At 60.3% G+C, this 21,436-nt stretch carries 22 protein-coding genes; 14 read left to right on the forward strand and 8 right to left on the reverse strand.

What is annotated here, in order from left to right:
- Positions 1 to 5 precede the first annotated feature (5 nt).
- Genes AC0IYS_RS08710 through AC0IYS_RS08740 form a run of 7 tightly spaced genes read left to right on the forward strand, consistent with a single transcriptional unit; the run spans position 6 to position 7,865 of the window.
- Entirely contained in the window at positions 6 to 1,649 is a 1,644-nt protein-coding gene (locus AC0IYS_RS08710) for an AMP-binding protein (RefSeq protein WP_471704783.1), read from the forward strand.
- On the forward strand, positions 1,646 to 4,021 hold the full coding sequence (locus AC0IYS_RS08715; RefSeq protein WP_471704784.1) for a bifunctional salicylyl-CoA 5-hydroxylase/oxidoreductase: 2,376 nt from the start codon (positions 1,646 to 1,648) through the stop codon (positions 4,019 to 4,021). The genes AC0IYS_RS08710 and AC0IYS_RS08715 overlap by 4 nt, the downstream gene beginning before the upstream one ends.
- Complete coding sequence (locus tag AC0IYS_RS08720; RefSeq protein ID WP_471704785.1) at positions 4,018 to 4,830, forward strand: SDR family NAD(P)-dependent oxidoreductase; 813 nt, start codon at positions 4,018 to 4,020, stop codon at positions 4,828 to 4,830. Before AC0IYS_RS08715 ends, AC0IYS_RS08720 begins: the two co-directional genes overlap by 4 nt.
- A gap of 14 nt (positions 4,831 to 4,844) precedes the next feature.
- Positions 4,845 to 5,411 carry a MarR family winged helix-turn-helix transcriptional regulator gene (locus AC0IYS_RS08725; protein ID WP_471704786.1) on the forward strand — a complete coding sequence of 189 codons (567 nt, stop codon included), beginning with the start codon at positions 4,845 to 4,847 and terminating at the stop codon, positions 5,409 to 5,411.
- 22 nt (positions 5,412 to 5,433) lie between these two features.
- Entirely contained in the window at positions 5,434 to 6,288 is an 855-nt protein-coding gene (locus AC0IYS_RS08730) for an enoyl-CoA hydratase family protein (RefSeq protein ID WP_471704787.1), read from the forward strand.
- A 3-nt stretch (positions 6,289 to 6,291) separates the two neighbouring features.
- Positions 6,292 to 7,476: an acyl-CoA dehydrogenase family protein gene (locus AC0IYS_RS08735; protein WP_471704788.1), complete on the forward strand. Its 1,185-nt coding sequence runs from the start codon at positions 6,292 to 6,294 to the stop codon at positions 7,474 to 7,476.
- Positions 7,476 to 7,865 (forward strand): RidA family protein, encoded by a 390-nt coding sequence (locus tag AC0IYS_RS08740; protein ID WP_471704789.1) that lies wholly within the window; start codon positions 7,476 to 7,478, stop codon positions 7,863 to 7,865. Before AC0IYS_RS08735 ends, AC0IYS_RS08740 begins: the two co-directional genes overlap by 1 nt.
- Positions 7,866 to 7,882: 17 nt before the next feature.
- Here AC0IYS_RS08740 and AC0IYS_RS08745 read toward each other — a convergent pair whose 3' ends face one another.
- Complete coding sequence (locus AC0IYS_RS08745) at positions 7,883 to 9,160, reverse strand: Atrophin-1 multi-domain protein (RefSeq protein ID WP_471704790.1); 1,278 nt, start codon at positions 9,158 to 9,160, stop codon at positions 7,883 to 7,885.
- An 839-nt stretch (positions 9,161 to 9,999) separates the two neighbouring features.
- A complete protein-coding gene (locus AC0IYS_RS08750) occupies positions 10,000 to 10,242 on the reverse strand; it encodes a helix-turn-helix domain-containing protein (RefSeq protein WP_471704791.1) in 243 nt (80 codons plus the stop codon).
- A gap of 457 nt (positions 10,243 to 10,699) precedes the next feature.
- Between AC0IYS_RS08750 and AC0IYS_RS08755 the strand changes: the two genes are divergently transcribed.
- The 3 genes from AC0IYS_RS08755 to AC0IYS_RS08765 all read left to right on the forward strand — a co-directional run bounded on the left by AC0IYS_RS08755 (position 10,700) and on the right by AC0IYS_RS08765 (position 12,287).
- Positions 10,700 to 11,263, forward strand: a complete 564-nt coding sequence (locus tag AC0IYS_RS08755) for a hypothetical protein (RefSeq protein ID WP_471704792.1) — start codon at positions 10,700 to 10,702, stop codon at positions 11,261 to 11,263.
- A gap of 105 nt (positions 11,264 to 11,368) precedes the next feature.
- Complete coding sequence (locus tag AC0IYS_RS08760; protein ID WP_471704793.1) at positions 11,369 to 12,043, forward strand: hypothetical protein; 675 nt, start codon at positions 11,369 to 11,371, stop codon at positions 12,041 to 12,043.
- Between the two features lie 13 nt (positions 12,044 to 12,056).
- Positions 12,057 to 12,287 (forward strand): hypothetical protein, encoded by a 231-nt coding sequence (locus AC0IYS_RS08765; protein ID WP_471704794.1) that lies wholly within the window; start codon positions 12,057 to 12,059, stop codon positions 12,285 to 12,287.
- Between the two features lie 249 nt (positions 12,288 to 12,536).
- On the opposite strand, the gene AC0IYS_RS08770 is transcribed toward AC0IYS_RS08765, so the two are convergent.
- On the reverse strand, positions 12,537 to 13,982 hold the full coding sequence (locus AC0IYS_RS08770) for an SEFIR domain-containing protein (RefSeq protein WP_471704795.1): 1,446 nt from the start codon (positions 13,980 to 13,982) through the stop codon (positions 12,537 to 12,539).
- 355 nt (positions 13,983 to 14,337) lie between these two features.
- Between AC0IYS_RS08770 and AC0IYS_RS08775 the strand changes: the two genes are divergently transcribed.
- From AC0IYS_RS08775 to AC0IYS_RS08785, 3 genes are read left to right on the forward strand one after another with little or no spacing between them, the layout of a single operon-like run.
- Positions 14,338 to 14,550, forward strand: coding sequence for a hypothetical protein (locus AC0IYS_RS08775; protein ID WP_471704796.1), 213 nt, complete (start codon positions 14,338 to 14,340; stop codon positions 14,548 to 14,550).
- A gap of 10 nt (positions 14,551 to 14,560) precedes the next feature.
- Positions 14,561 to 15,409 (forward strand): recombinase family protein, encoded by an 849-nt coding sequence (locus AC0IYS_RS08780; protein WP_471704797.1) that lies wholly within the window; start codon positions 14,561 to 14,563, stop codon positions 15,407 to 15,409.
- Positions 15,322 to 16,104 carry a recombinase family protein gene (locus tag AC0IYS_RS08785; protein ID WP_471704798.1) on the forward strand — a complete coding sequence of 261 codons (783 nt, stop codon included), beginning with the start codon at positions 15,322 to 15,324 and terminating at the stop codon, positions 16,102 to 16,104. Before AC0IYS_RS08780 ends, AC0IYS_RS08785 begins: the two co-directional genes overlap by 88 nt.
- On the opposite strand, the gene AC0IYS_RS08790 is transcribed toward AC0IYS_RS08785, so the two are convergent.
- The 5 genes from AC0IYS_RS08790 to AC0IYS_RS08810 form a co-directional block, all read right to left on the reverse strand.
- On the reverse strand, positions 16,101 to 16,247 hold the full coding sequence (locus tag AC0IYS_RS08790; RefSeq protein ID WP_471704799.1) for a hypothetical protein: 147 nt from the start codon (positions 16,245 to 16,247) through the stop codon (positions 16,101 to 16,103). The two genes, AC0IYS_RS08785 and AC0IYS_RS08790, sit on opposite strands and share 4 nt — an antisense overlap.
- 744 nt (positions 16,248 to 16,991) lie before the next feature.
- Positions 16,992 to 17,309: a hypothetical protein gene (locus tag AC0IYS_RS08795; RefSeq protein WP_471704800.1), complete on the reverse strand. Its 318-nt coding sequence runs from the start codon at positions 17,307 to 17,309 to the stop codon at positions 16,992 to 16,994.
- A gap of 295 nt (positions 17,310 to 17,604) precedes the next feature.
- Positions 17,605 to 18,174, reverse strand: a complete 570-nt coding sequence (locus AC0IYS_RS08800; RefSeq protein ID WP_471704801.1) for a hypothetical protein — start codon at positions 18,172 to 18,174, stop codon at positions 17,605 to 17,607.
- 274 nt (positions 18,175 to 18,448) lie between these two features.
- Entirely contained in the window at positions 18,449 to 18,730 is a 282-nt protein-coding gene (locus tag AC0IYS_RS08805) for a hypothetical protein (RefSeq protein WP_471704802.1), read from the reverse strand.
- A 115-nt stretch (positions 18,731 to 18,845) separates the two neighbouring features.
- On the reverse strand, positions 18,846 to 19,502 hold the full coding sequence (locus AC0IYS_RS08810; protein ID WP_471704803.1) for a recombinase family protein: 657 nt from the start codon (positions 19,500 to 19,502) through the stop codon (positions 18,846 to 18,848).
- 299 nt (positions 19,503 to 19,801) lie between these two features.
- On the opposite strand from AC0IYS_RS08810, the gene AC0IYS_RS08815 reads away from it, so the two are divergent.
- Complete coding sequence (locus AC0IYS_RS08815) at positions 19,802 to 21,271, forward strand: RelA/SpoT domain-containing protein (RefSeq protein WP_471704804.1); 1,470 nt, start codon at positions 19,802 to 19,804, stop codon at positions 21,269 to 21,271.
- Positions 21,272 to 21,436 lie beyond the last annotated feature (165 nt).

Consider the following 21,436-nt stretch of genomic DNA (forward strand, 5'->3'; position numbering starts at 1 on the left):
CGACCATGAACCAACCTACCGACAGTTCCGCCGGCGCGTCAGCCAGCGCTTACACGGATCATTTCGCGCGCGATCACTTGCCGCCGCGCGCGCTGTGGCCCGAGCTTCGCTTCGACCTGCCGGAACTGCACTACCCGCCGCGCCTCAATTGCGTCCGCGAGCTGCTGAACGGCGCCGCCGATCTGGATGACCGCACCGCGATCCTGTGCGAACACGGAAGCTGGACCTACGCCGGCCTGCGCGAGCGGGTCGACCGCATCGCCCACGTGCTGCGCGGGCCGATGGGGCTCGAAGCCGGCAACCGCGTGCTGCTGCGCGGCGCCAACAATCCCATGATGGCCGCCTGCATCCTGGCGGTGATCAAGTGCGGCTGCATCGCCGTGCCGACCATGCCGCTGCTGCGCGCGCGCGAGCTGGCCGCCATCGCCGGCAAGTCCGAGATCAACGCGGTGCTGTGCGCCGAAGCGCTGCGCGCCGAACTGGAGGCGGTCGATCCGCCTTTGCCGCAAGCGGTGCGCGACAAGACCTTGTGGTTCGGCGGCGAGGACAGCCCGCTGGAGGCGCTGATGGCCGCGCAGCCGGCCAGCTTCGAGGCGGTCGACACGGCGGCAGACGATGTGTGCCTGATCAGCTTCACCTCCGGCACCACCGGCATCCCCAAGGGCACCATGCATTTCCATCGCGACGTGATGGCGGTCTGCGATTGCTTCCCGCGCTCGGTGCTGCGCTCGCGGCCCGGCGATGTGTTCATCGGCACGCCGCCGCTGGCCTTCACCTTCGGCCTTGGCGGCCTGCTGCTGTTTCCGCTGCGGGTGGGCGCGGCGGCGGTGCTGCTGGAGAAGCTGACGCCGGAAACGCTGCTCAAGGCGATGGAAAAATACCGCGCCACCGTGTGCTTCACGGCGCCGACGTTCTACCGGCAGATGGCGCAGATGGCAGGCGTCCACGACCTGGCCAGCCTGCGCGCGACCGTGTCGGCCGGCGAGGCGCTGCCGGCGGCCACGCGCGAGGCCTGGCGCCGCGTCACCGGGCTGGAAATGATCGACGGCATCGGCGCGACGGAGCTGCTGCACATCTTCATTTCGGCGGCGGACGGCCAGGTGCGCGCGGGCGCCACCGGCAAGCCGGTGCCGGGCTACCAGGCCTGCGTCCTCGATCATGACGGCAAGCCTGTCGGTCCCGGCGTGATCGGTCGGCTGGCGGTAAAGGGCCCGACCGGCTGCCGCTACCTGGCCGACGCGCGCCAGCGCGATTACGTGCTCAATGGCTGGAACCTGACCGGCGACGCCTACGAGATGGACGCCGACGGCTATTTCTACTACCGCTCGCGCACCGACGACATGATCATCTCGGCCGGCTACAACATCGCCGGCCCCGAAGTGGAGGATGCCTTGCTGCGCCATCCCGCCGTGGCCGAATGCGGCGTGATCGGCAGGGCCGACGACGAGCGCGGACAGATCGTCGAAGCGCACGTGGTGCTCAAGCCGGACGCCGTGCCGTCGCCGCAACTGGCGGCGCAGCTGCAGGAATTCGTCAAGCAGCAAATCGCGCCTTACAAGTATCCACGTTCGATCCGTTTCCTCAAGGCGCTGCCGCGCACCGAGACGGGCAAGCTGCAGCGCTTCAAACTGCGTACGGAAAATCCATGAACATCCTTTGCATAGGCGGCGGCCCCGCCGGCCTGTATTTCAGCCTGCTGATGAAAAAGCAGAATGCCTCCCACCAGATCACCGTGGTGGAACGCAACCGGCCCTACGACACCTTCGGCTGGGGCGTGGTGTTTTCCGACCAGACGCTGGGTAACCTGATGAACGCCGACGAGCCGACCGCGCGCGACATCCTGCGCTCGTTCAACCACTGGGACGACATCGACGTCTTCTTCAAAGGCAGCAAGGTGACGTCGGGCGGCCACGGATTCTGCGGCATCGGCCGCAAGCACCTGCTCAACATCTTGCAGAAGCGCTGCGAGGAGCTGGGCGTGTCGCTGGTGTTCGAGACCGAGGTGCGCGACGACCAGGAACTGGCCGCGCGCCATGTTGCCGATCTGGTGATCGCCTCCGATGGCCTGAACAGCCGCATACGCACGCGCTACGCCGACAGCTACCAGCCGCGGATCGAGGCGCGCCAATGCCGCTTTGTCTGGCTGGGCACGCGCAAGAAGTTCGACGCCTTCACCTTCGCCTTCAAGCAAACGGCGCATGGCTGGTTCCAGGCGCACATCTACCAGTACGACGGCGAGACATCGACCTTCATCGTCGAGACGCCGGAATCGGTGTGGCGCGCGGCCGGGCTGGAGGAAATGAGCCAGGCCAGGGCGATCGCCTATTGCGAACAGCTGTTCGCCGAGCAGCTCGACGGCCATGAATTGATGTCGAATTCACCCCACCTGCAAGGGGCGAACATGTGGATCAAGTTTCCGCGCATCGTCTGCGACCAGTGGGTGCACTGGAACGACGCCGGCGGCAAACGGGTGCCGGTGGTGTTGATGGGCGACGCCGCCCACTCGGCGCATTATTCGATCGGCTCCGGTACCAAGCTGGCGCTGGAGGACGCGATCGAGCTGGCGCGCTGCTTCGGGCGGGAGGCGGATAGCGAGGCTGCGCTGGCGGCCTACCAGGAGGCGCGCGCGGTCGAGGTGACCAAGCTGCAAAGCGCGGCGCGCAACTCGATGGAATGGTTCGAGAACGTCGAGCGCTATTCGGCGATGGAGGCGCCGCAATTCGCCTATTCGATGCTGACGCGCAGCCAGCGGCTGTCGCACGAAAACCTGCGCCTGCGCGACGCGGCCTATGTGGCCGGCTATGAGGACTGGTTCGCGGCGCGCGCCTTTGAACAGGCGGGCTTGCCGGCGCCGGCCGGCACCGCCGCAATCCACGTGCCGCCGATGTTCACACCGTTCAAGGTGCGCAAGCTGGTGCTGAAGAACCGCATCGTGGTGTCGCCGATGGCGCAGTACAGCGCCGTCGACGGGGTTGTCGGCGACTACCACCTGGCGCACCTCGGCGCGCGGGCCATGGGCGGGGCGGCGATGGTGTTCGCCGAGATGACCTGCGTGTCGGCCGACGCCCGCATCACGCCGGCCTGTCCGGGGCTGTATGCGCCCGAACACACGCAGGCCTGGCGGCGCATTGTCGATTTCGTCCACCAGAACAGCGACGCGCACATCGCCGTGCAGCTGGGCCACGCCGGCGCCAAGGGTTCGACCCGCGTCATGTGGGACGGCATCGACCAGCCGCTCGAGAAGGGCAACTGGCCGCTGGTGTCGGCCTCGCCGCAGCAGTACCTGGCCGGCGTTTCGCAGACGGCGCGGGCGATGACCCTGGCCGACATGAGCCGCATCGAAGACGATTTCGTGCGCGCCACGCGGGCGGCGGACGACGCGGGCTTCGACTGGGTGGAGCTGCACTGCGCCCACGGCTATCTGCTGTCGTCCTTCATCTCGCCGCTGACCAACGAGCGTGGCGACGAGTATGGCGGCAGCCTGGAAAATCGCTGCCGTTATCCGCTGCGGGTGTTCGCGGCCATGCGCGCCGCGTGGCCGCGCCACAAGCCGATGAGCGTGCGCATTTCGGCCCACGACTGGGTCGAAGGCGGCATCACGCCGGACGACGCGGTGCGCATCGCGCGCTTGTTCAAAGCCGCCGGCGCCGATATGATCGATTGTTCGTCGGGGCAGGTGAGCAAGCTGGAAAAGCCGGTGTACGGGCGCATGTTCCAGGCGCCGTTCGCGGACCGGATACGCAACGAGGCCGGCATCGGCGCGATCGCGGTGGGCTCGATCTTCGAGGCGGACCATGCCAACGGCATCATCGCGGCGGGCCGCGCCGATTTGTGCGCGGTGGGGCGGCCGCACCTGGCCAATCCGGCGTGGACGCTGTGCGAGGCGGCGAAGCTGGGTTATACGGCGGTGAGCTGGCCCAGGCAGTATTTGCCGGCCAAGCAGCAGATGGAGCGCAATATGGCGCGCGAGCGCCAGTCGGCCTCGGCGAACAAGGTTGAACCACGCGGGACGGATGAATGAACGACCAATTGAATTCGCAAGGCACACTGCCTTTGGCCGGCAAACACGCGCTGGTCACGGGCGGTTCACGCGGCATCGGCGCCGCCTGCGCGCAGGCCTTGCTGGCGCGCGGCGCGCGCGTGACGCTGGCCGGCCGCGCCGCCGACGCGCTGGCCGCCGCCGAGGCGTCGATGCGCGCAATGTCGCCGCCGGGGGCGGAGATCGCCACGCAAGTGCTGGACGTCGCCGACGAGGACTCGGTGCGCGCCGGTTTCGCCGCCGCCGCCGAGCGCTTCGGCCGCATCGATATCCTGGTCAACAATGCCGGCCAGGCCGCCGCCGCGCCGTTCGGCAAAACCGACGCCGCGCTGTGGCGACGCATGCTGGACGTGAACCTCACCGGCACCTTCCACTGCACCCAGGCCGCGCTGCCCGCGATGCTGGAGGCGAAATGGGGCCGCATCGTCAACGTCGCGTCGACCGCCGGCCTGACCGGCTACCGCTACACCGCCGCCTACACGGCCGCGAAACACGGCGTGGTCGGCCTGACGCGCGCGCTGGCGCTGGAGGTGGCCACCAAGGGCGTGACCGTCAACGCCGTCTGCCCGGGCTATACTGAGACCGATATCGTGCGCGACGCCGTCGCCAACATCGTCGCCAAGACCGGCCGCAGCGAAGACGAGGCCCGCGCCGAACTGGCCGCCGGCAATCCGCAAAAGCGGCTGGTCCAAAGCGCCGAAGTGGCCAACGCCGTGGCCTGGCTATGCCTGGCCGAATCGGCCGCCATGAATGGACAGTCCATCGCCGTCGCCGGCGGTGAAGTCATGTGACGTACAAGGACGCTATGCCCCTATCCGACAACGATCGAGAAAAACCAGACGAAGATCCGTCCGCACCGGACGAACAAGCGACGGACGCGGAGCCGGTGCTCGACCTGGCCAGCCGCCTGACGCAGGACCACCACCAGTCGCTCAAGCTGTGGCTGCGCATGTTGTCGTGCACCGTCAAGATCGAAACCGAAATCCGCACCCGGCTGCGCGCGACCTTCGGCATCACCTTGCCGCGCTTCGACCTGATGGCGCAGCTGGAGCGTTATCCGCACGGACTGCGCATGGGCGAGCTGTCGAAGCGGATGATGGTCACCGGCGGTAACATCACCGGCATCACCGACCAGCTGGAACAGGAAAAGCTGGTGGTGCGCGTGCCCGATCCCAAGGACGGCCGCGCCTACAGCGTCAAGCTGACGGCGGAGGGACGCCGCGCCTTCACCGAAATGGCGGTGGTGCACGAGGGCTGGATCGCCGAACTGCTGCAGGACATGTCCGGCGCCGACAAGGGCCAGCTGATCGACCTGCTGTCGCAGATGAAGCAGCATCTGTACTCCGCTGACCGCAACGCCGACGGAAAATAGGAACAAGAATTAAGGAAAACCCATGCGATATCTTCAAGGCGATGCCCACCAGCTGCCCGGCAACCGCGCCACGCTTGCCGGGTACCGCGCCAGCCATTTTCTGTTCGACGCCCACGGCGGCGTGGCCACGCTGACGCTGAACCGGCCGGACCGCAAAAATCCGCTGACCTTCGACTCCTACGCCGAGCTGCGCGACCTGTTCCGCGCGCTGGCGCGGGCGGACGACATCAAGGCCGTGGTGATCACCGGCGCCGGCGACAACTTCTGCTCCGGCGGCGACGTGCACGACATCATCGGCCCGCTGACCAAGCTCGATATGCCAGGCCTGCTGGCCTTCACCCGCATGACCGGCGATTTGGTGAAAGCCATGCTGGCCTGCCCGCAGCCCATCGTGGCGGCGATCGACGGCATCTGCGCCGGCGCCGGCGCGATGCTGGCGCTGGCGTCCGACATCCGCATCGGCACGGAGCGCAGCAAGACCGCCTTCCTGTTCACCCGCGTGGGCCTGGCCGGTTGCGACATGGGCGCCTGCGCGCTGCTGCCGCGCGTGATCGGCCAGGGCCGCGCCGCCGAACTGCTGTACACCGGGCGCTCGATGTCCGGCGCGGAGGCGGAGCGCTGGGGATTTTTCAACAGCCTCGAGGCGCCGGAGGAACTGGCGGAAGCCGCCCGCGCCTTCGCGCAAGGGCTGGCCGACGGTCCGACCTTCGCGCACGGCATGACCAAGACCATGCTGCAGCAGGAGTGGAACATGGGCGTCGACCAGGCCATCGAGGCGGAGGCGCAGGCGCAGGCCATCTGCATGGCAACCAACGACTTCCACCGTGCCTACCACGCCTTCGTGGCGAAGCAAAAACCCGAATTCGAAGGCGATTAGAGAATGACCGACAAAACCTATCTGGCGTGGCCGTTTTTTGAGGAGCGCCACGCGGCGCTGGAACAGCGGCTGGAGGCATGGGCCGCGCGCCACGTCGGTCAGCATCACGATACCGACGTCGACGGCGCCTGCCGCCGGCTGGTGCGCCAACTGGGCGAGGGTGGCTGGCTGCGGCACGCGGTCGCCGGCGCCGCGCACGGCGGCGAGGCCGACGTCATCGACACCCGCGCCATCTGCCTGATCCGCGAGACCCTGGCGCGCCACGACGGCCTGGCCGATTTCGCCTTCGCCATGCAGGGGCTGGGCGCCGGCGCCATCAGCCTGCACGGCAGCGCCGCGCAGCGCGGGGGCTACCTGCCGCGCGTGGCGCGCGGCGAGGCCATCGCCGCCTTCGCGCTGTCGGAGCCACAGGCCGGCTCCGACGTCGCCGCCATGCAATGCGCCGCAGTGCGCGACGGCGACCACTATGTGCTCGACGGCGAAAAGACCTGGATCTCCAACGGCGGCATCGCCGACTTCTACGTGGTGTTCGCCCGCACCGGCGAGCAGCCCGGCGCGCGCGGCATCAGCGCCTTCATCGTCGATGCCGGCACGCCGGGCTTCGAGATCGCCGAGCGCATCCAGGTGATCGCGCCGCATCCGCTGGCGCGCCTGGTGTTCAACGGCTGCCGCGTGCCGGCCGCCAACCGCATCGGCGAGGCGGGGCAGGGCTTCAAGGTGGCGATGGCCACGCTCGATGTGTTCCGCACCTCGGTGGCCGCCGCCGCGCTGGGCTTCGCACGGCGCGCGCTCGACGAGGCGCTGGCCCACGCCATGCAGCGGCCGATGTTCGGCCAGATGCTGTCGGACTTCCAGCTGACGCAGGCCAGGCTGGCGCAGATGGCGACCGGCGTCGACGCCGCCGCCTTGCTGACCTACCGCGCCGCGTGGCAGCGCGACCAGGGCGGCGGTAACCAGCGGGTGACCAAGGAAGCGGCGATGGCCAAGATGACCGCCACCGAGACGGCGCAGCAGGTGATCGACGCGGCGCTGCAGATGTTCGGCGGCCTCGGTGTGGTCAGCGGGCAGCCGGTCGAGCGCCTGTACCGCGAGATCCGCGCGCTGCGCATCTACGAGGGCGCCACCGAGGTGCAGCAATTGATCATCGCGCGCGAGCTGCTGCGCGAGCAGACCGACAAGGACGCATGATGGAGATACTTCAACCGCCGCACTGGGCCAAACCGCGCGGCTATTCGAACGGCGTGGCCGCCAGCGGACGCACCGTGTGCGTCAGCGGCATGATCGGGTGGGACGGGCAGGGCGTGTTCCATACCGACGATTTCGCCGGCCAGGCGCGCCAGGCGCTGGAAAACATCGTCGCCGTGCTGGCCGAGGCGAACGCGCGGCCCGAGCACATCGTGCGCATGACGTGGTACGTGATCGACCGCAAGGAGTATGTGGCCGCCTACAAGGAGGTGGGGCAGGCCTACCGCGCCGTCATCGGCGCGCACTACCCGGCGATGACGGCGGTACAGGTGGCCGGGCTGGTCGAGGACCGCGCCCGGGTCGAGATCGAAGTCACGGCGATCGTGCCGTGACGCGCCGGCGGGCCCGGCTAGAACACGTTGGTCAATACGCCGCGGGTCGAGGAAGCCTGGTTGACGCCGCTTTCGGCACGCAGGGTGACGGTCACCGAACCGGCGGCGGCGTTCGGCCAGGTAAAGTTGGCCACCGCGCCGTTTTCAAGGAATCCGCTATCGAAGATCACCTTGCCGGCCAGGAGCACCTGCAGGCGGATCGTGGCCCCGCCGGTGGACTGTGATTCGAACCGCATGCGCCCACCCGGCACCGGCTTGGCCCAGGCCACCTTGCTCACTTCGTTGTTATAGTTGACCAGCGTGATCTTGGTGTTCGTCGACGGGAACACCAGCGACTGGCTCCAGGTATCGAAGCTGGCCGGACCCTTGACGCTGGTCTCGTGGAACAGCCAGGTGCCGCGCATCGACAGCAATTCCATCGGCGCCTCTTTATTGCGCGTGACGACGTTGCCGTCAACCCACTGTTGGGCGCCGGCGACCGGCCGCAGCGCTGCGCGGATAAGCTCGAGGTCGGCCACCACTTTGGTATCCCAAGTGCCGGCTGGCATCAAGTTAAAATTGGCGCCATTTTCCACGTAGATGCCGTACGCGGTATCGTAGTTGCTGTCGACCACGTAGGCGCCCCACAGTTTGAGGGTGGCGGCGATCTTGCGCAGTTTGGGCGAACTGAGCTTGTTAACGTCAAACCCCGACGGCAGCATGATGAGTGCGCCCATTGGCACGGTGCCGGTGTTCTGACTGGCGTTGCCGTCGGTGCTAGTAACCGGTCGGATGTAGGACGGCACGCTGGTGCCGCCCGAGAGCGTATGGCGCGGCAAGGTCATCGCCAGCGCATGACGGTAGTACGGTTGGCCGTCGTCGATCTCGTGGATGCGGATCAGGCCGCCCATATTGGGCACGCCGCTGGCGCGTGCGCCTTGGCTCCAATGCCCGCCCTCGCCAAAACCGCGACCATCGAGCCGGGTCCATGAGTACATGCCGGCGGTCCATTTTCCATTGACGTATTTGAGCTGGTAGAAGGAGTGGACGATGCCGGTGACAGTGTCGACCACGTCGGCGTGGCCGTCGGCGCCGCTGGCGGGCACCACGTTAGCCGGCCAGTGCGGCACCGTGATGGTGCGATAAACGCCGGTATCGGGATCGGCGACCCCGGACGTGTTTGGCTTGCCATAGACAGTGACGGCGGGATCGCTCGCCTTGGCGAGAAATACCCGCAGCGACAGCACACCGTCGTCGACGACCGGAATCCAGGTCGGGTTGTACAGCGGCTTTTTGATTTCACCGGCACCCAGCACGGGATTAATGGGCCGTTTGTTCCATGGGGAATCCGGCGCGAACGGCTTGTAAAAAGTGCCGAAACCTGTGGTGGCTGCGAAATCGGTCGCAGCGTGGGCAGGGACGGGGGAGAATGTGAGTGTGGTCGAAAGTAGTAAGCTTGCTGCTACGAAGAAAGATTGAAAACGTGCGGTGCGAATTCTCATTACAGTCCTTTTGACAAGTGGCTGTAACTAACCCTGAGAAATATTTTGCTGTTGTGAAACAAATTATACCGAACTATTTTCTAATTGCAAGATATTTCTCGGTGGAATTTACAAATAGCATGAAAGTCGCTGGCGTATGGCGAGGTGCCGGCAGCAAACACCGTGTTTCGCTGGTGCTGCGGCGGGATTGGCAGGACGCAGACGGGGGGCAAGGGCAAGGCTGGGGGGAAAGCGAAGGTGCTAGGACCGGCACGGCATGGCCGGCGCTGGTCCCCCCGACTGGAATCGAATAGTGTCTTGAACCCCGCATGAAGTCTTGTTCTAGCGCCGGGGGCACACTTTCATACCGTCAAAAGTACCGTCAAATCGTCGCGTGGCTCAATCAGTCTCAACCCAACGCAGGGGGAGTGTAGCATGGCGACGATAGGGAGCCGAAGGATACCCTTACTCGTCAGCGGCATCGGATGCACTTTGCAGCGCGCGGCCCCGTGCCTCGCCCGGCAGACGATGGAACCATATCAGCAGCCAAGCGGACTTGTCGTCAACCGCGTATAAAATAGGATTCGAGCACGTCCAGCACCTTGGCTATTCCGTCACCATACAAAAACGGACTTGTGCTTTGCATCATATCCTCCTGACAGCGGCCCTCGCGGTTATAAACCAGCCGTGGCAAATAATTCTGCGACGGTGGTGTCCAGCGCGGCCGCAATCCGTACCAAGTGCAGAATGCCGGCATTCTGCTCACCTCGCTCAATCGCCCCGAGGTAAGAGCGGTCTATGCCGCTGCGATGGGCCAAGTCTTCTTGGGACACCCCTCCACCCGTACGCGCGGCACGAACCGCAGTGCCGAACGCCACCAGAGCGGGTTCTTTCGAGTAGGGAGAAGTGTTTGGCATAGTGCCAATCTTCGGGGTAATATAACCGCCACTCCACGGGTGATCTTCCCCATTCGGTTTATTTTCGCCGATTAAATTATCTTTATTTGAAAGAGCACTTTGAAACGTATTTTGTCAGTTTTGACCATCGTTCTCACCGGCTGCGCCAGCAACTCCGGCATCATCCCCATCGGTACCGACACATACATGGTCAGTCGCCAGGCGGCCACCTGCTTCAGCGGCTCAGGCGTGCTGAAAGCAGAAGCGTTCCAAGAGGCGAACGCCTACTGCCGAAGCCAAGGCCGAACGCTACAAGTCGTCAGCACCAACGAGGCGCAGCCGCCGTTCGTGTTGGAAACTATCCGAAGGCGGAGGTCCAGTTCATGTGTTTGACGGCAGCCGATGCCGAACTGGTACGGCCCAAGTTGAAACCGAAGGCCGATGTTTTGGTCGAAATTAAAAAGGAAGGTTAAGCTCGATGACGACATTTTCTTTCAACTACCAACTGGCCGAAAACGATTCCGACGAGGCTTTCGATCCGGCTGCACGTTACAACATTACTTTGGACGGCGATGCTGGCAAACCCACGGGCTTCGAGTGGGACACCTTAATGCAAAACACACCTCGGGCATTTATTGTCTTGAGTTCAAGTCCAATGCCACAAAGTGAAAAATTTGAGGTAGACGAGAAGAAGGGCAATTTTGATCATCTGCGTTCGGAGCACTATACGTGGCATGTGGCTCGCTGCGACGGTCAGCCGATGCAGCGACAGGAGCCGCAATTTGCCTTCCTCCTGTGCTCGATAAAGGGGCGCAGCGAACCCGTCTTCGCAATGCCACGTTCGACTTTGGATGTACTACTCAAGGCTGATAAATCCCTTAGCCATGCGTTGGTCATTGCACTCAGCGACGCTCAGCCAGGGGAAGATTCCGTAAATATTGCGGAAGCTACAATTGCTGCCGGCCTATTAGAACTCGACCTTATCGTGCCAACATCAGCACCGGGTCGATACCTGCTCGCAGACATAGAGATTATTGATTGACGTCGGTAACTCGGCCGCGCCGGACACCACACGATAAACCGCTAAACAATGACACGCTTCTCGCCCCCCATCATCCACCAATGTCCGGCATGCGCCGGATACTTCATGCGCCATGCGATGATTTCGTTGTTCTTCGACACCGTAATCGAGTGGTCAGATGGAAAGAACGGTCAGTGGTGGGCCAATGCCAGCGGTTCGGTCGGACGCTGCCCAGCGTGCACGGGCATTGTCTGGCTCGCCGACGCCGACGAGATCATGCGGGCGCCTTACAAGCCCCGTCCGATTGGCCCAATGAGCCGCGCGTGGCATCGACTTACTGGTGACCGTGGTGGATGCCTACGGGATGAGCGGGTATGGGATTCGCTGCCCGCTGGCATTAGGAACGCCGAGCAGATTGACGGCCTCAAATGCGCCGACGACTTCATTGAAGCGCTGGCAGCGTTGCCGTCGGATGTGGCCGACCGCGAAAAACACCTGCGCCAGCGATTGTGGTGGGCGTCGAACGATCACCTCCGCGTGACCGCCAGCGAGGCAAGCGCCATGCGTCAGCCAGCCGTTGCGGAAGAGATTGCTCGCGCGAACGCGCAGAGGCTCGTGGAGCTGCTTGAGCACGATCCCAAGGAGCAGGTAGCGCGCGGCGAACTGCTGCGCCAACTGGGGCGTTTTGACGAGGCTGTGGCGGTCTTGGCGGCCGTCGTGCCGGATGGGTACTCGGAGGTCAAGGCGAGCAAGATCGAGCAGTTTGCGCGGCTGCGTACGACGCTGCTCCAGCCCATATAGCGCGGACCTGCCAATGAAGCACTTCCTTAAAAAGCTGACTGCGCGTATTGGTAGTATAGGGCCGCCAATTCCAACGCCGGCAGAACGAGCCGTTGAGCGCGAGGAACTTCTTCGCCGCATTGCCATCGGCCCGCTTCGGTTCGATCATATCAAGCGCCTGAATGCGCTCGATGCCCTCGACGGGGATTGGGGTTGCAAGCTCCTCCGTGTTCTGGCGTACAAGCTGGACAAGGCCGATGACTGACATGCGCTCTAAGGGTGCTATCGTTTCATAGGGGCGGATAAATGGTGTTCCACTCGCGGCTCGAGCGCGGGTGGTGGTCGATAGCTAGTCGCCGCGTCGCTGGTGACGGGTACTCTCCGCCATATTGTCTACAGTGACACCCCGAAGCATAAAAGAGCGGCTTAGACCTAAACCTGTTTGGTCGACCTCCCAGGGGGCGGTAGCCGTGGAGGTGACGCGACAAACCTGTCACTCATAAGATGCGCCAATCTAAATTCTGCTACCAAGCTTATCCAAACCCACCATAATAGCCGGGTCGATTGAATCATATTGCCATCGGGGCGGGTTTTTCTTTTGCGTACGGTAGCCCTCCATTAGTGTGGCTAGGGGGGTTATTTCTTCAATTCCTAGAAGTGGGAGGAGGCGCGAGAGGTAACCCTTAGAGGAAGCTCGGGCAAATATTTCGAGTGGACCGTACTGATGCGTAGCGTACACCAGAGTTTCGGGCCACCAATTGCCGTGGTGCCGATCATTAGCAATCTCGGTTCGCAGGAAACATACGAAATCAGCCTGCATAATGTCCCTAAACGCAATTCCTGAGGATTCAGCACGTTGTTTTAATAAATCCGCGCGAAGAGATAGGCGCCGCAAACCAAGGCGCTTATTCCTGATTTCGAGGCTCATAGTGTGTTGTCGAAAAATAGTGAATAAACTTGATGGTTCTTGCCCGTTTTCAGACCTAGCGGCAATATAAAACGGTCGAGAGAGCATATTCGTAGCAGCGTTAAAATGTTCAGCCCGCAAAAGTATTGCTAAATAATATAGAAAAATCTCATGGACTATGAATCTATAGTTATCGAAGTCAGGCTCGCGATAATTGCTGGTTTGCGCAGGGCAAAACATATATGGAATTACTGACTCAAAGAAGCGATGAATAGTCGGCGTACTTTCGTCTTGGCGATCATATTGAACTGCGGTGGTGACGACGCGGATAAATTCGCTGCGGGCCGGGATAAAGTCCTCAATTGATTTGATGAGTAAGTCATCGAATTCGTTTTCCCGATCAGTGATCCGAAACCGCTCGATCTGCTGACTGAACAGCGCCAAATATTCCTCCAACGCACCGTGTCGATATCCTTTGTCCGTCTTGAACGCGTCGATGGTTCGCGATGCTGCTGTTGAGGTACCCATAACCGTCGGGCTGTCGGCCAGCAAAAATGCTGGCGGTCTACCAATTTCTGGTCGCTTATGCAGTGGTTTATCGAAGACCCATCGAATGAGCTTTTCGAAATTGTCCGCATAGCGGTCGCTTTCACTCAGATCCACATACATATTTGCGGTGTAATATGTCGGTAGATATGGCTTCCCCTTCTCGTCCTTTTCAGCTACCACCGCAACGAATTTGCTTTGATCCTTTTTTGCATATATATTTGGCGAAATAATTTGGGCCTCGGTGCCAACTCCACCTGCACGGCCATCAGCCTTATTCGCGTAAATTTTATCGCAAACGAGAATTACTTTCGTTACAGTGGGGTCGGTCACCATACTTTCCATGAACGCCAATGAGTCGTTCCCCTCGCGAAGATCCCACTTATCCAGTATCACATGTATTCCGTTTTCGGTCAGAGCATTCGCAAGGTCCAAGACCCATTGCTCATGAGCGGGGGTTGACCAGCTATAAGATATAAATAATTTCGGAATTGCCACGGGAGTCATTTAAAGCCTAATTTAGCTTGAGATGTTGTAGTTGTACGGGTATGTTTGACGCTGTTATAAAAGAAATTTTATCATAACCTATTTCTTTTATCGAGTTGTCAAGAGGTAGCCGCCCGACAACGGCACACTACTCCGATAAACTCAGCCGGACTGGGCTACCGCTGAAAGAAAGTGAATAAAAAAACGCGCGTAAGCTAGCCCCCGCGAAGACAAATGCCTACGTCTAAGACGTTTGCACTGACAATGGTACGAGAAAAACCACATTTATTTAATTATTTCTTAGTCTACGTCCACTTCCGGCGAAAGCGGACGAAGATGAACGTCTACTGTACAAGAGGAAGTTCATTCAGGCTACTTGACGAAGCGCCGCTTCGCCGCGCTGCGCGCGGCCGGCAAGGCGGTCAAGGGCGCACTTGCGGAAGTCCATGGCAACGAATACGCCCTGTGCTTTGTCGCAGAGCATGCTGAAGCCATTCAACGAGCGGTAAGTAAGCGGCTATGCGGGCGCACAGAAGCGCAAGTACTGGCCGCAGCCCAAGCCCTTGCCGACCGCCCAATCGAGGCATAGGCGGCCGCTGATGACCTGCAAATCGACTCCCGTCGGCGCGCCGGCTCGACGCGCGGCGGTGTACGTCCGCATGTCGACAGATCCGCAGAACTACTCGATCCAGCACCAGTGTGAAAAGCTAAACGAGTATGCCGCCGCCCACGGGATTGAGATCGTCGCCATGTATGCGGACGCGGGCAAGAGCGGGTTGCGAATAAACGGGCGCGATGGAATGATAAAACTGATCGACGACGTCCTGGCCGGCGCAGCCAATTTCAGCGTAATACTGGTCTACGACGTCAGCCGCTGGGGGCGTTTTCAGGACGTGGACGAAAGCGCGCACTACGAATTCCTGTGCCGTCGCGCCGGGATCGATATCGTCTATTGCGCGGAGCCGTTTCAAAACGACGGCTCTACGATGTCATCGATACTTAAGAACCTCAAGCGCACCATGGCTGCCGAATACAGCCGTGAGCTGTCGGGCAAGGTGTTTGCGGCGCAGAGCAGGTTCGCGCTCATGGGGTTTAAGCAAGGCGGATCGGCCGGCTATGCGCTTCGTCGTGCGGTGCTGGACAAGGATGGGCGCGTGCGGCGTACGCTGCGGGCGGGCGACCGCAAAGGCGCCCTTACAAACCGTGTGGTGTTTGTGCCGGGACCGCCGAATGAGGTCGCCGTACTGCGGCGCATTTACGACCTGTACCTGCATCATCGCTTGGGTGACGCCGCAATTGCCAGGCTGATGAACAAGGAACATACCCGAGCGAGTCGGGGCGCCTCTGGACCGCTCCTGTCGTGCACACGATACTCACTCATGAAAAATATGCCGGCTCCGTTGTCTACAACCGTACCAGTTACGCCATGCATACTCCGCCGAGCCTGAATCCGCCGGAAAGCTGGGTATTGAAGCGAGACGCGTTTGAAGCGCTGGTTCCGTTGTCCACGTTCCATGCCGCCCAGCAGGAACGCCAGGCGCGGGGACAGCGAATTGCCACGCCTGATCTGCTTGAAATGCTGCGCCTGGTGCATAGGGCGCATGGCGAGGTCAGCACCCGATTGATCGACCTTACTCCCGGCCTGCCGCCGCACAAAGTTTTCGTTACGCGCTTCGGCACCCTGACAAACGCGTACACGCTGGCCGGCGTCCCGCCGACAACGCGGGCGGCTAAGTACGTCGAATCGTGGCGACGGATAGAAACGGTGCGGAATGCGACCATGGCCAGCCTTACCGGCCTGATCGCGCAGGCAGGTGCCGCCAGCTCGCCAACACATGGGAAGAACACGATCTCCATCAACGACAACCTGATCGTGAAAATGGTTGTCGCCCGGAGCCGCCGGTATCATGAAGGCCGGCCCCTGCGCTGGCACGTCGATATGCCCAGTGCACAAAAAGTGGACTTCGTCATCGCGGTCCAGCTCAACCCAGAAAACAACGCTCCAGCTGCATACTTTCTCTTTCCGGTGGCGCTGGTCGGCTTACGAAAGATGACCATCTGCGAAGAGGCGCCGCAACGCGTAGCTGAATACCGGCACGCCGTATTGGAATCGATGTTCGGGCTGGAGCGAGGCGAAGGTTAGCCCGTTTGCCGGATGGACGCTTTGGCTTCGCCGCTTGCTACGCCGAGCCGTTCGGTTCGCTGGCGGGCGCCTGCGATCTTGTATGTGAGTACGGCGAGAATAATAAGGTTGAAAAAGCCAAGCGTGTCGAAAAATGTCTGCATGGGTCGATCTCGTTAGGGAAAATCACATTGTCGAGGACGCAGATCAATTCGACCCATTGGCACCAGAAAATTTTCATATTCTATGCGCGAAAAATTTGAGGGATCGACCGGTGTGCTGCGTGTAGGCCGGGGGGGGCTTCGGCTCCCCCCCCCTCAAAAGGCGGCGCTATGCAAGGCGAGCTAGCAGCTTCTGGCGCCGGCTCACCTAAACCAGACCAGGGCGCAGGCGACACCGGCTGTTTGAAACAAAGCCATTACCAGAATCGCCCGTATCACTGCATTCTTCATTTCGTCACATGCGTGTGCTAATCGGTCGTACACGGTGTTCTCCGGTTGAATGTAGGAGAAGTATAAGCCATTTTATTGGAGCGGCTTGCTCGCCGCCCAACGAGGCCGTAGCGGTCGAGCAGACCCATATGATTTGAAATAGCCTGTCCGGTAGACGGACGCTTTGGCCTTGCCGATGTCCACGTCGAGCCGTTCGGACCGCCGACTGGCGCTCGCCAACTTGAATGCGAGCACGGTCAAAGAGATCGCATTGAAAACTGCAAGCGTGTCGAAAAATGTCTGCATTGGTTTGGGCTTGTTGGGGAAAGCCACATTGTCGAGGACGCCGATCAATGGGCCGAGCGCAGCACCAAAATACTTTTTTATATTCTGTGCGCGAAAAATTTTGAGGGATCGACCGGTGCGAGCGAGCAGGCGGGGAGGGGGCTTTGCCTCCCCCCCCCCCCTGGTCAGCAATCACGAACGGCGGCAACCCGCCGACCTTCCCAGCGGCGTAGGGCGGCACAACGAGGCGTTGACGTTGACCAGATCGGCATTGGCGGCCGTGTACAGCACGGCGTACTCCTTGCCGGTCAGGCCAGACAGGCGGGTCAGGAAGGTCACAGTTTTGCGCACGCCGGCAATCATCTTGATGCGCATCATCTCTTCGTTGCGCTTCACGACCGCATCAGCGAGGCCGTGGCGGTCGATCAGACCCGCTTTGATCACTTCCCCCACCTTGTTGTTCAAAGCCGCGCTGGCGGTCTTCTCAAGCAGCCGGAGGTGCCGCGCCATGCAGCCAGCGCGTCGGTTTTTTAGGGCTACGTGCATCGGCGCCTCCAGCAGATCGATTTCCCGCGATACGTTGCTGACAGATTTCGGTGCACCGGCTGACGACGCGCCCCCAGTCCGGCACTACCTCGTGGACGTTTGCCAGCACGTTGGCCAAATCGTTGGCGTCATAGGCGCACAAGCCTAATAGAAGGGCTACTCCCGCCCCAACGCCGTCAATGACATATAACGCAAATTCAGACGCCCCAATTGCCTGCCCAAGAATATTACAAGCCTACGCACTGCAAAATAAAATTTACTACTCGTAAACTTTTTCAAATCTACCACCGTAGTCTTTTGCCTTATCATCCGACGGGCCAGCTATAACAAGGAAAGCAGCATTAGGCTCCCGGCAATTTGCAAACAGTACATAATTTCCATCTGAAACCGAAACGGCGCCGTCGCCCACCTCAATTTCCCCACCTAATTTCATCGCACGAAACGCCTTTTCCATATCTTTTTTACATTCCGATTTTGAGCTATATTTGTATTCGAACTGAATGATATAGATGGCTGGTGGGCCGCTCAGTTCTTCATTCACTTTTCCACACGCCGCAACTTGCGTCCGTAGGCTTTCTACCGCTTTCATCTCTGTAAGACACGCGTCCAATCTAGGGAGCGGAATAGGAACTTTAGCCTTTTCGTAGCTAATCACACCGTTGAATAGCGCCACCTTGGTACCTGGCTCGGAGGAAATATGAACACATAGCCAAATCAGGAGGGGAACAAAGATGGCCGCCACCAGCAAACCAAATAATGCTAACCTTGATTCAATCAACTTGGCCATGAAATCCCAAAGCGTACGGCCATTTGGTTGCGGAGAATCCATAAAAATCCCTTAAGCTTATACTCATCTCTCAATTTGGCCTCGATTTATCGTTGGATGAGGCCAGCGACTGCAATCCTGGATTCCAAAAAATTGCCAAAGTATGTTTTGCTTCAAAGTAAGCAACATTGATACCGCCAACTAAAATCTTACGTCTGCTCCTGGCCCAAAGCGGAAGTTCGGCCAGTGTAACGCAATGATTGCCTTTGTGGAAACAAAGCTTCGCCTGACGCGCTTGTGTCCATACTTGGACTCCAAGCGAAAGACAGTGGCTCCGTTAGTTCTGAACTACAGATGCTTCGGCGAACCGCGCGAATGAGATGCTTGGGGGGAGCAACTCGACCTTTGCTTCGATACGGTCCAGCTTGACCAATACGTCATCAAAACGCAAGAGGAGTGCCTGTACGATGTCGCTAAGCTGGTCAGGCCGTTTGCTTGGTACGGCGTCTTTCGAGGCGTCAGCCGTCGAGACCAGCGGATGCGGGCACAGCACGCTGCGGAAGGGAAATTTGAACATACGGTAGTCGGCCGAGCCGCGTGAGGGTGAAGTCAACATCATGTCAGGCGCCTAGCTATTCGACCGACTATTTGACCCTCGCCGCTGGGAGTTCATGCGATGTGCGCCGCCCTGGCGGTAGGCTTGCTCCACCTCACCCCGTCCGCCGCCGTTGGACTCAATCCGTCGATGCACCGGTAGCTGCCTCATGCGGTTGGGCTGTCAGCACGTGCATACCATTCTGCGCCTCTTTCCGCTTGGCCTGAACGATGCGGTACACGCTTGCGACACCGATGCTCAAGGCTTTGGCGACCTGCTCCTTACTTCGGCCCGCAGCCAGCAGCGCATGCACCTCTGCGGCTTTTGCGCGAGCCGTGGGCGCCGCGCCTTTGTAGGTCCGCTGTTCAAGTGGCAATGTCTTGTCCTTGGCCTTTGCCGCCTCGATACCGATACGCTGGCGCACCAGCATCTGATCGCGCTCAAACTGGGCGACGCTGGCGAAGATATTCAACATGAGCGTGCCGGTCGCCGTCGTCGTGTCAATGTTCATGTCCAGAATGCGGATCGACGCGCCGATCTCGGCTAAGCGCTTGGTGATATCGACCATGTCGGCGATATTGCGGGCAGCTCGGTCGATCTTGGTGATCGTCACCACATCGCCACGCTCCAGCTCCTTCATCATCGTCGCCCATTGGGCGCGCCCAGCCATGTCCGTGGCGCTGACCTGTTCCGAAACGATCTTATCGCACCCGGCACGCTTCAACTGCTCGACTTGGTCAGCAAGCCCGTACTGCTGGTCGAAGGTTGAGGTTCGGGCATATCCGTATATGGTCATGTTCGCATTCCGTTTATCAATAGGGTCTAGATGCATTGATAATACTGATTATCGGACTCGTTTACAACCCTACTGATCGATTTTTTTCACCATTGCCTGCCGATCAGTGGGGCAAGGCCCGTGATAGTAGCAACGGCGGCAGATAATGCGTTGCGCGGGAACCAATTGCATTACTGAGCCGGAGGCGTGGATCCTGCGTCGTGCGTCCGAGCGGATGACCTGTATAAAAAAATCAGCGGATCGGACAGCGTACTCAAATGCGGATAGAATAAAGACAACTAATTAACGAAGGGCATTTTATGTTGCAGTGCAATCTTGATGTGTTCTTAAAGGAGAACAGGATCGAGCCGGGTGATTGGCAATCCAGCAATATCTCTTGGGAACAGTTGCTCCTAATCGGGCAGGATCACGAGAATCAACAAGCAGCTCTGGAAGCCAGCGCTATATCGAATGCCAGTGTCATACAACGATTTAAAGGCGTACATTCTGTTCGATGGCGCGTCAAGGATTCAAGCCACCTCATGGCAAAGATTATACGAAAACGGGTCGCGAAAGAGCCAAAGTACATGGACATATCGGCGACAAATTACATCGAAGTAGTCGATGATCTGGTCGGCCTCCGCGCCCTGCACCTGTTTAAAGAGGACTGCTTAGAGATCGACCGCGAGGTACGTGCAATATTTCCGTTAAAAGAGAACCCCATGGCGCATATTCGCGAAGGCGACAATCCTGAGCTTACAGCGCAGTATGAAAAAGCGGGTATGGGCGTTAATAAGCACAAAGACAACTACCGGTCAATACATTACATTCTGACAACAAGGCCCACGCTTCGCGTTGTCAATATTGAGCTTCAAGTGCGCACTATCTTTGAAGAAGGCTGGAGTGAGATCGATCACACGGTACGTTACCCGAATTTTCCCAACAATCAACAGTTGAGGGGCATGCTGAACATTCTAAATGGGATGACTGGGCAGGCCGACGATACGGGTGGGCTAATCCATAAACTGAGCAAGGAACTGCAGTCAGCGGTGCGTGAGGATCACGATAACGCCCAATTTGATGAGACGGGCGAAAAAAGCGATTTGGCGCAAGAAGAGGCCGGTAGTAGCGCGGCCGAGTCACTGCCCGGCGACCCTCCTGTCCCGGGCGGCAAGCAATCGACGGATGGAGAGCAGCCTGTGCTCGGTCAGGCTCAGGATGAGCAGTCCACGGCCGGCTTGTCAACGATTGGCGGCGGTTCCATCTCCGCGTTAACTGAACGCCAAGCGGCCATGTTTCCTTCGTCGGCGACCGGGTATCAGCCCTCAACATTTGCTGTAGCGCAGCAGACCCTGGAGAAACACAATGCGGCCATGGAAGCGCTCAAGAACATCAATCAGGTCGGTGCGGTGGTAAGGGCGATGGAGGAGCGGAACGTAGCCGCTCGCTCGTTTAAGGTGCTGGGCGAGCACAACGCGGCCATGAAGGCGCTTGACAACATCAATCAGGTCGGTGCAGTGGTGAAGGCGATGGAGGAGCGGAATGTCGCCGCTCGCTCGTTTACAGAGATAAGTCAAGTTGGTGCGGCGGTGAAAGTGTTGGAGGAGCAGGACGCGATCAAAAAAGCGCTGGGTGGTCATGACGTGGACGTCATAAGGAAGGTGCTGGACGAACAGGATGCAATGAAGAGAGCGCTGGGCGGCCACGGCGTCGACGTCATAAGGAAGGCGTTGGACGAACAGGACGCAATGAAGAGGGCATTAAAGGGTATGACTCCTCCCGATTTTTAACAGCAGCCAAACATTGTATGCGACGAGCTTGGCCAGCGGCGCCCCACGGATAGTTTTTCGGGGCCATACGCCAGCCAAGCGCCCCGCTAAACGCCCGTATCGGGTGCGCCATGCTGCAAGCCATTCTGGAGTCGCGTCTCCTCAAACCCAGCCTGCCTGTCTATG

The organism is Duganella sp. AC237 (assembly GCF_979254035.1).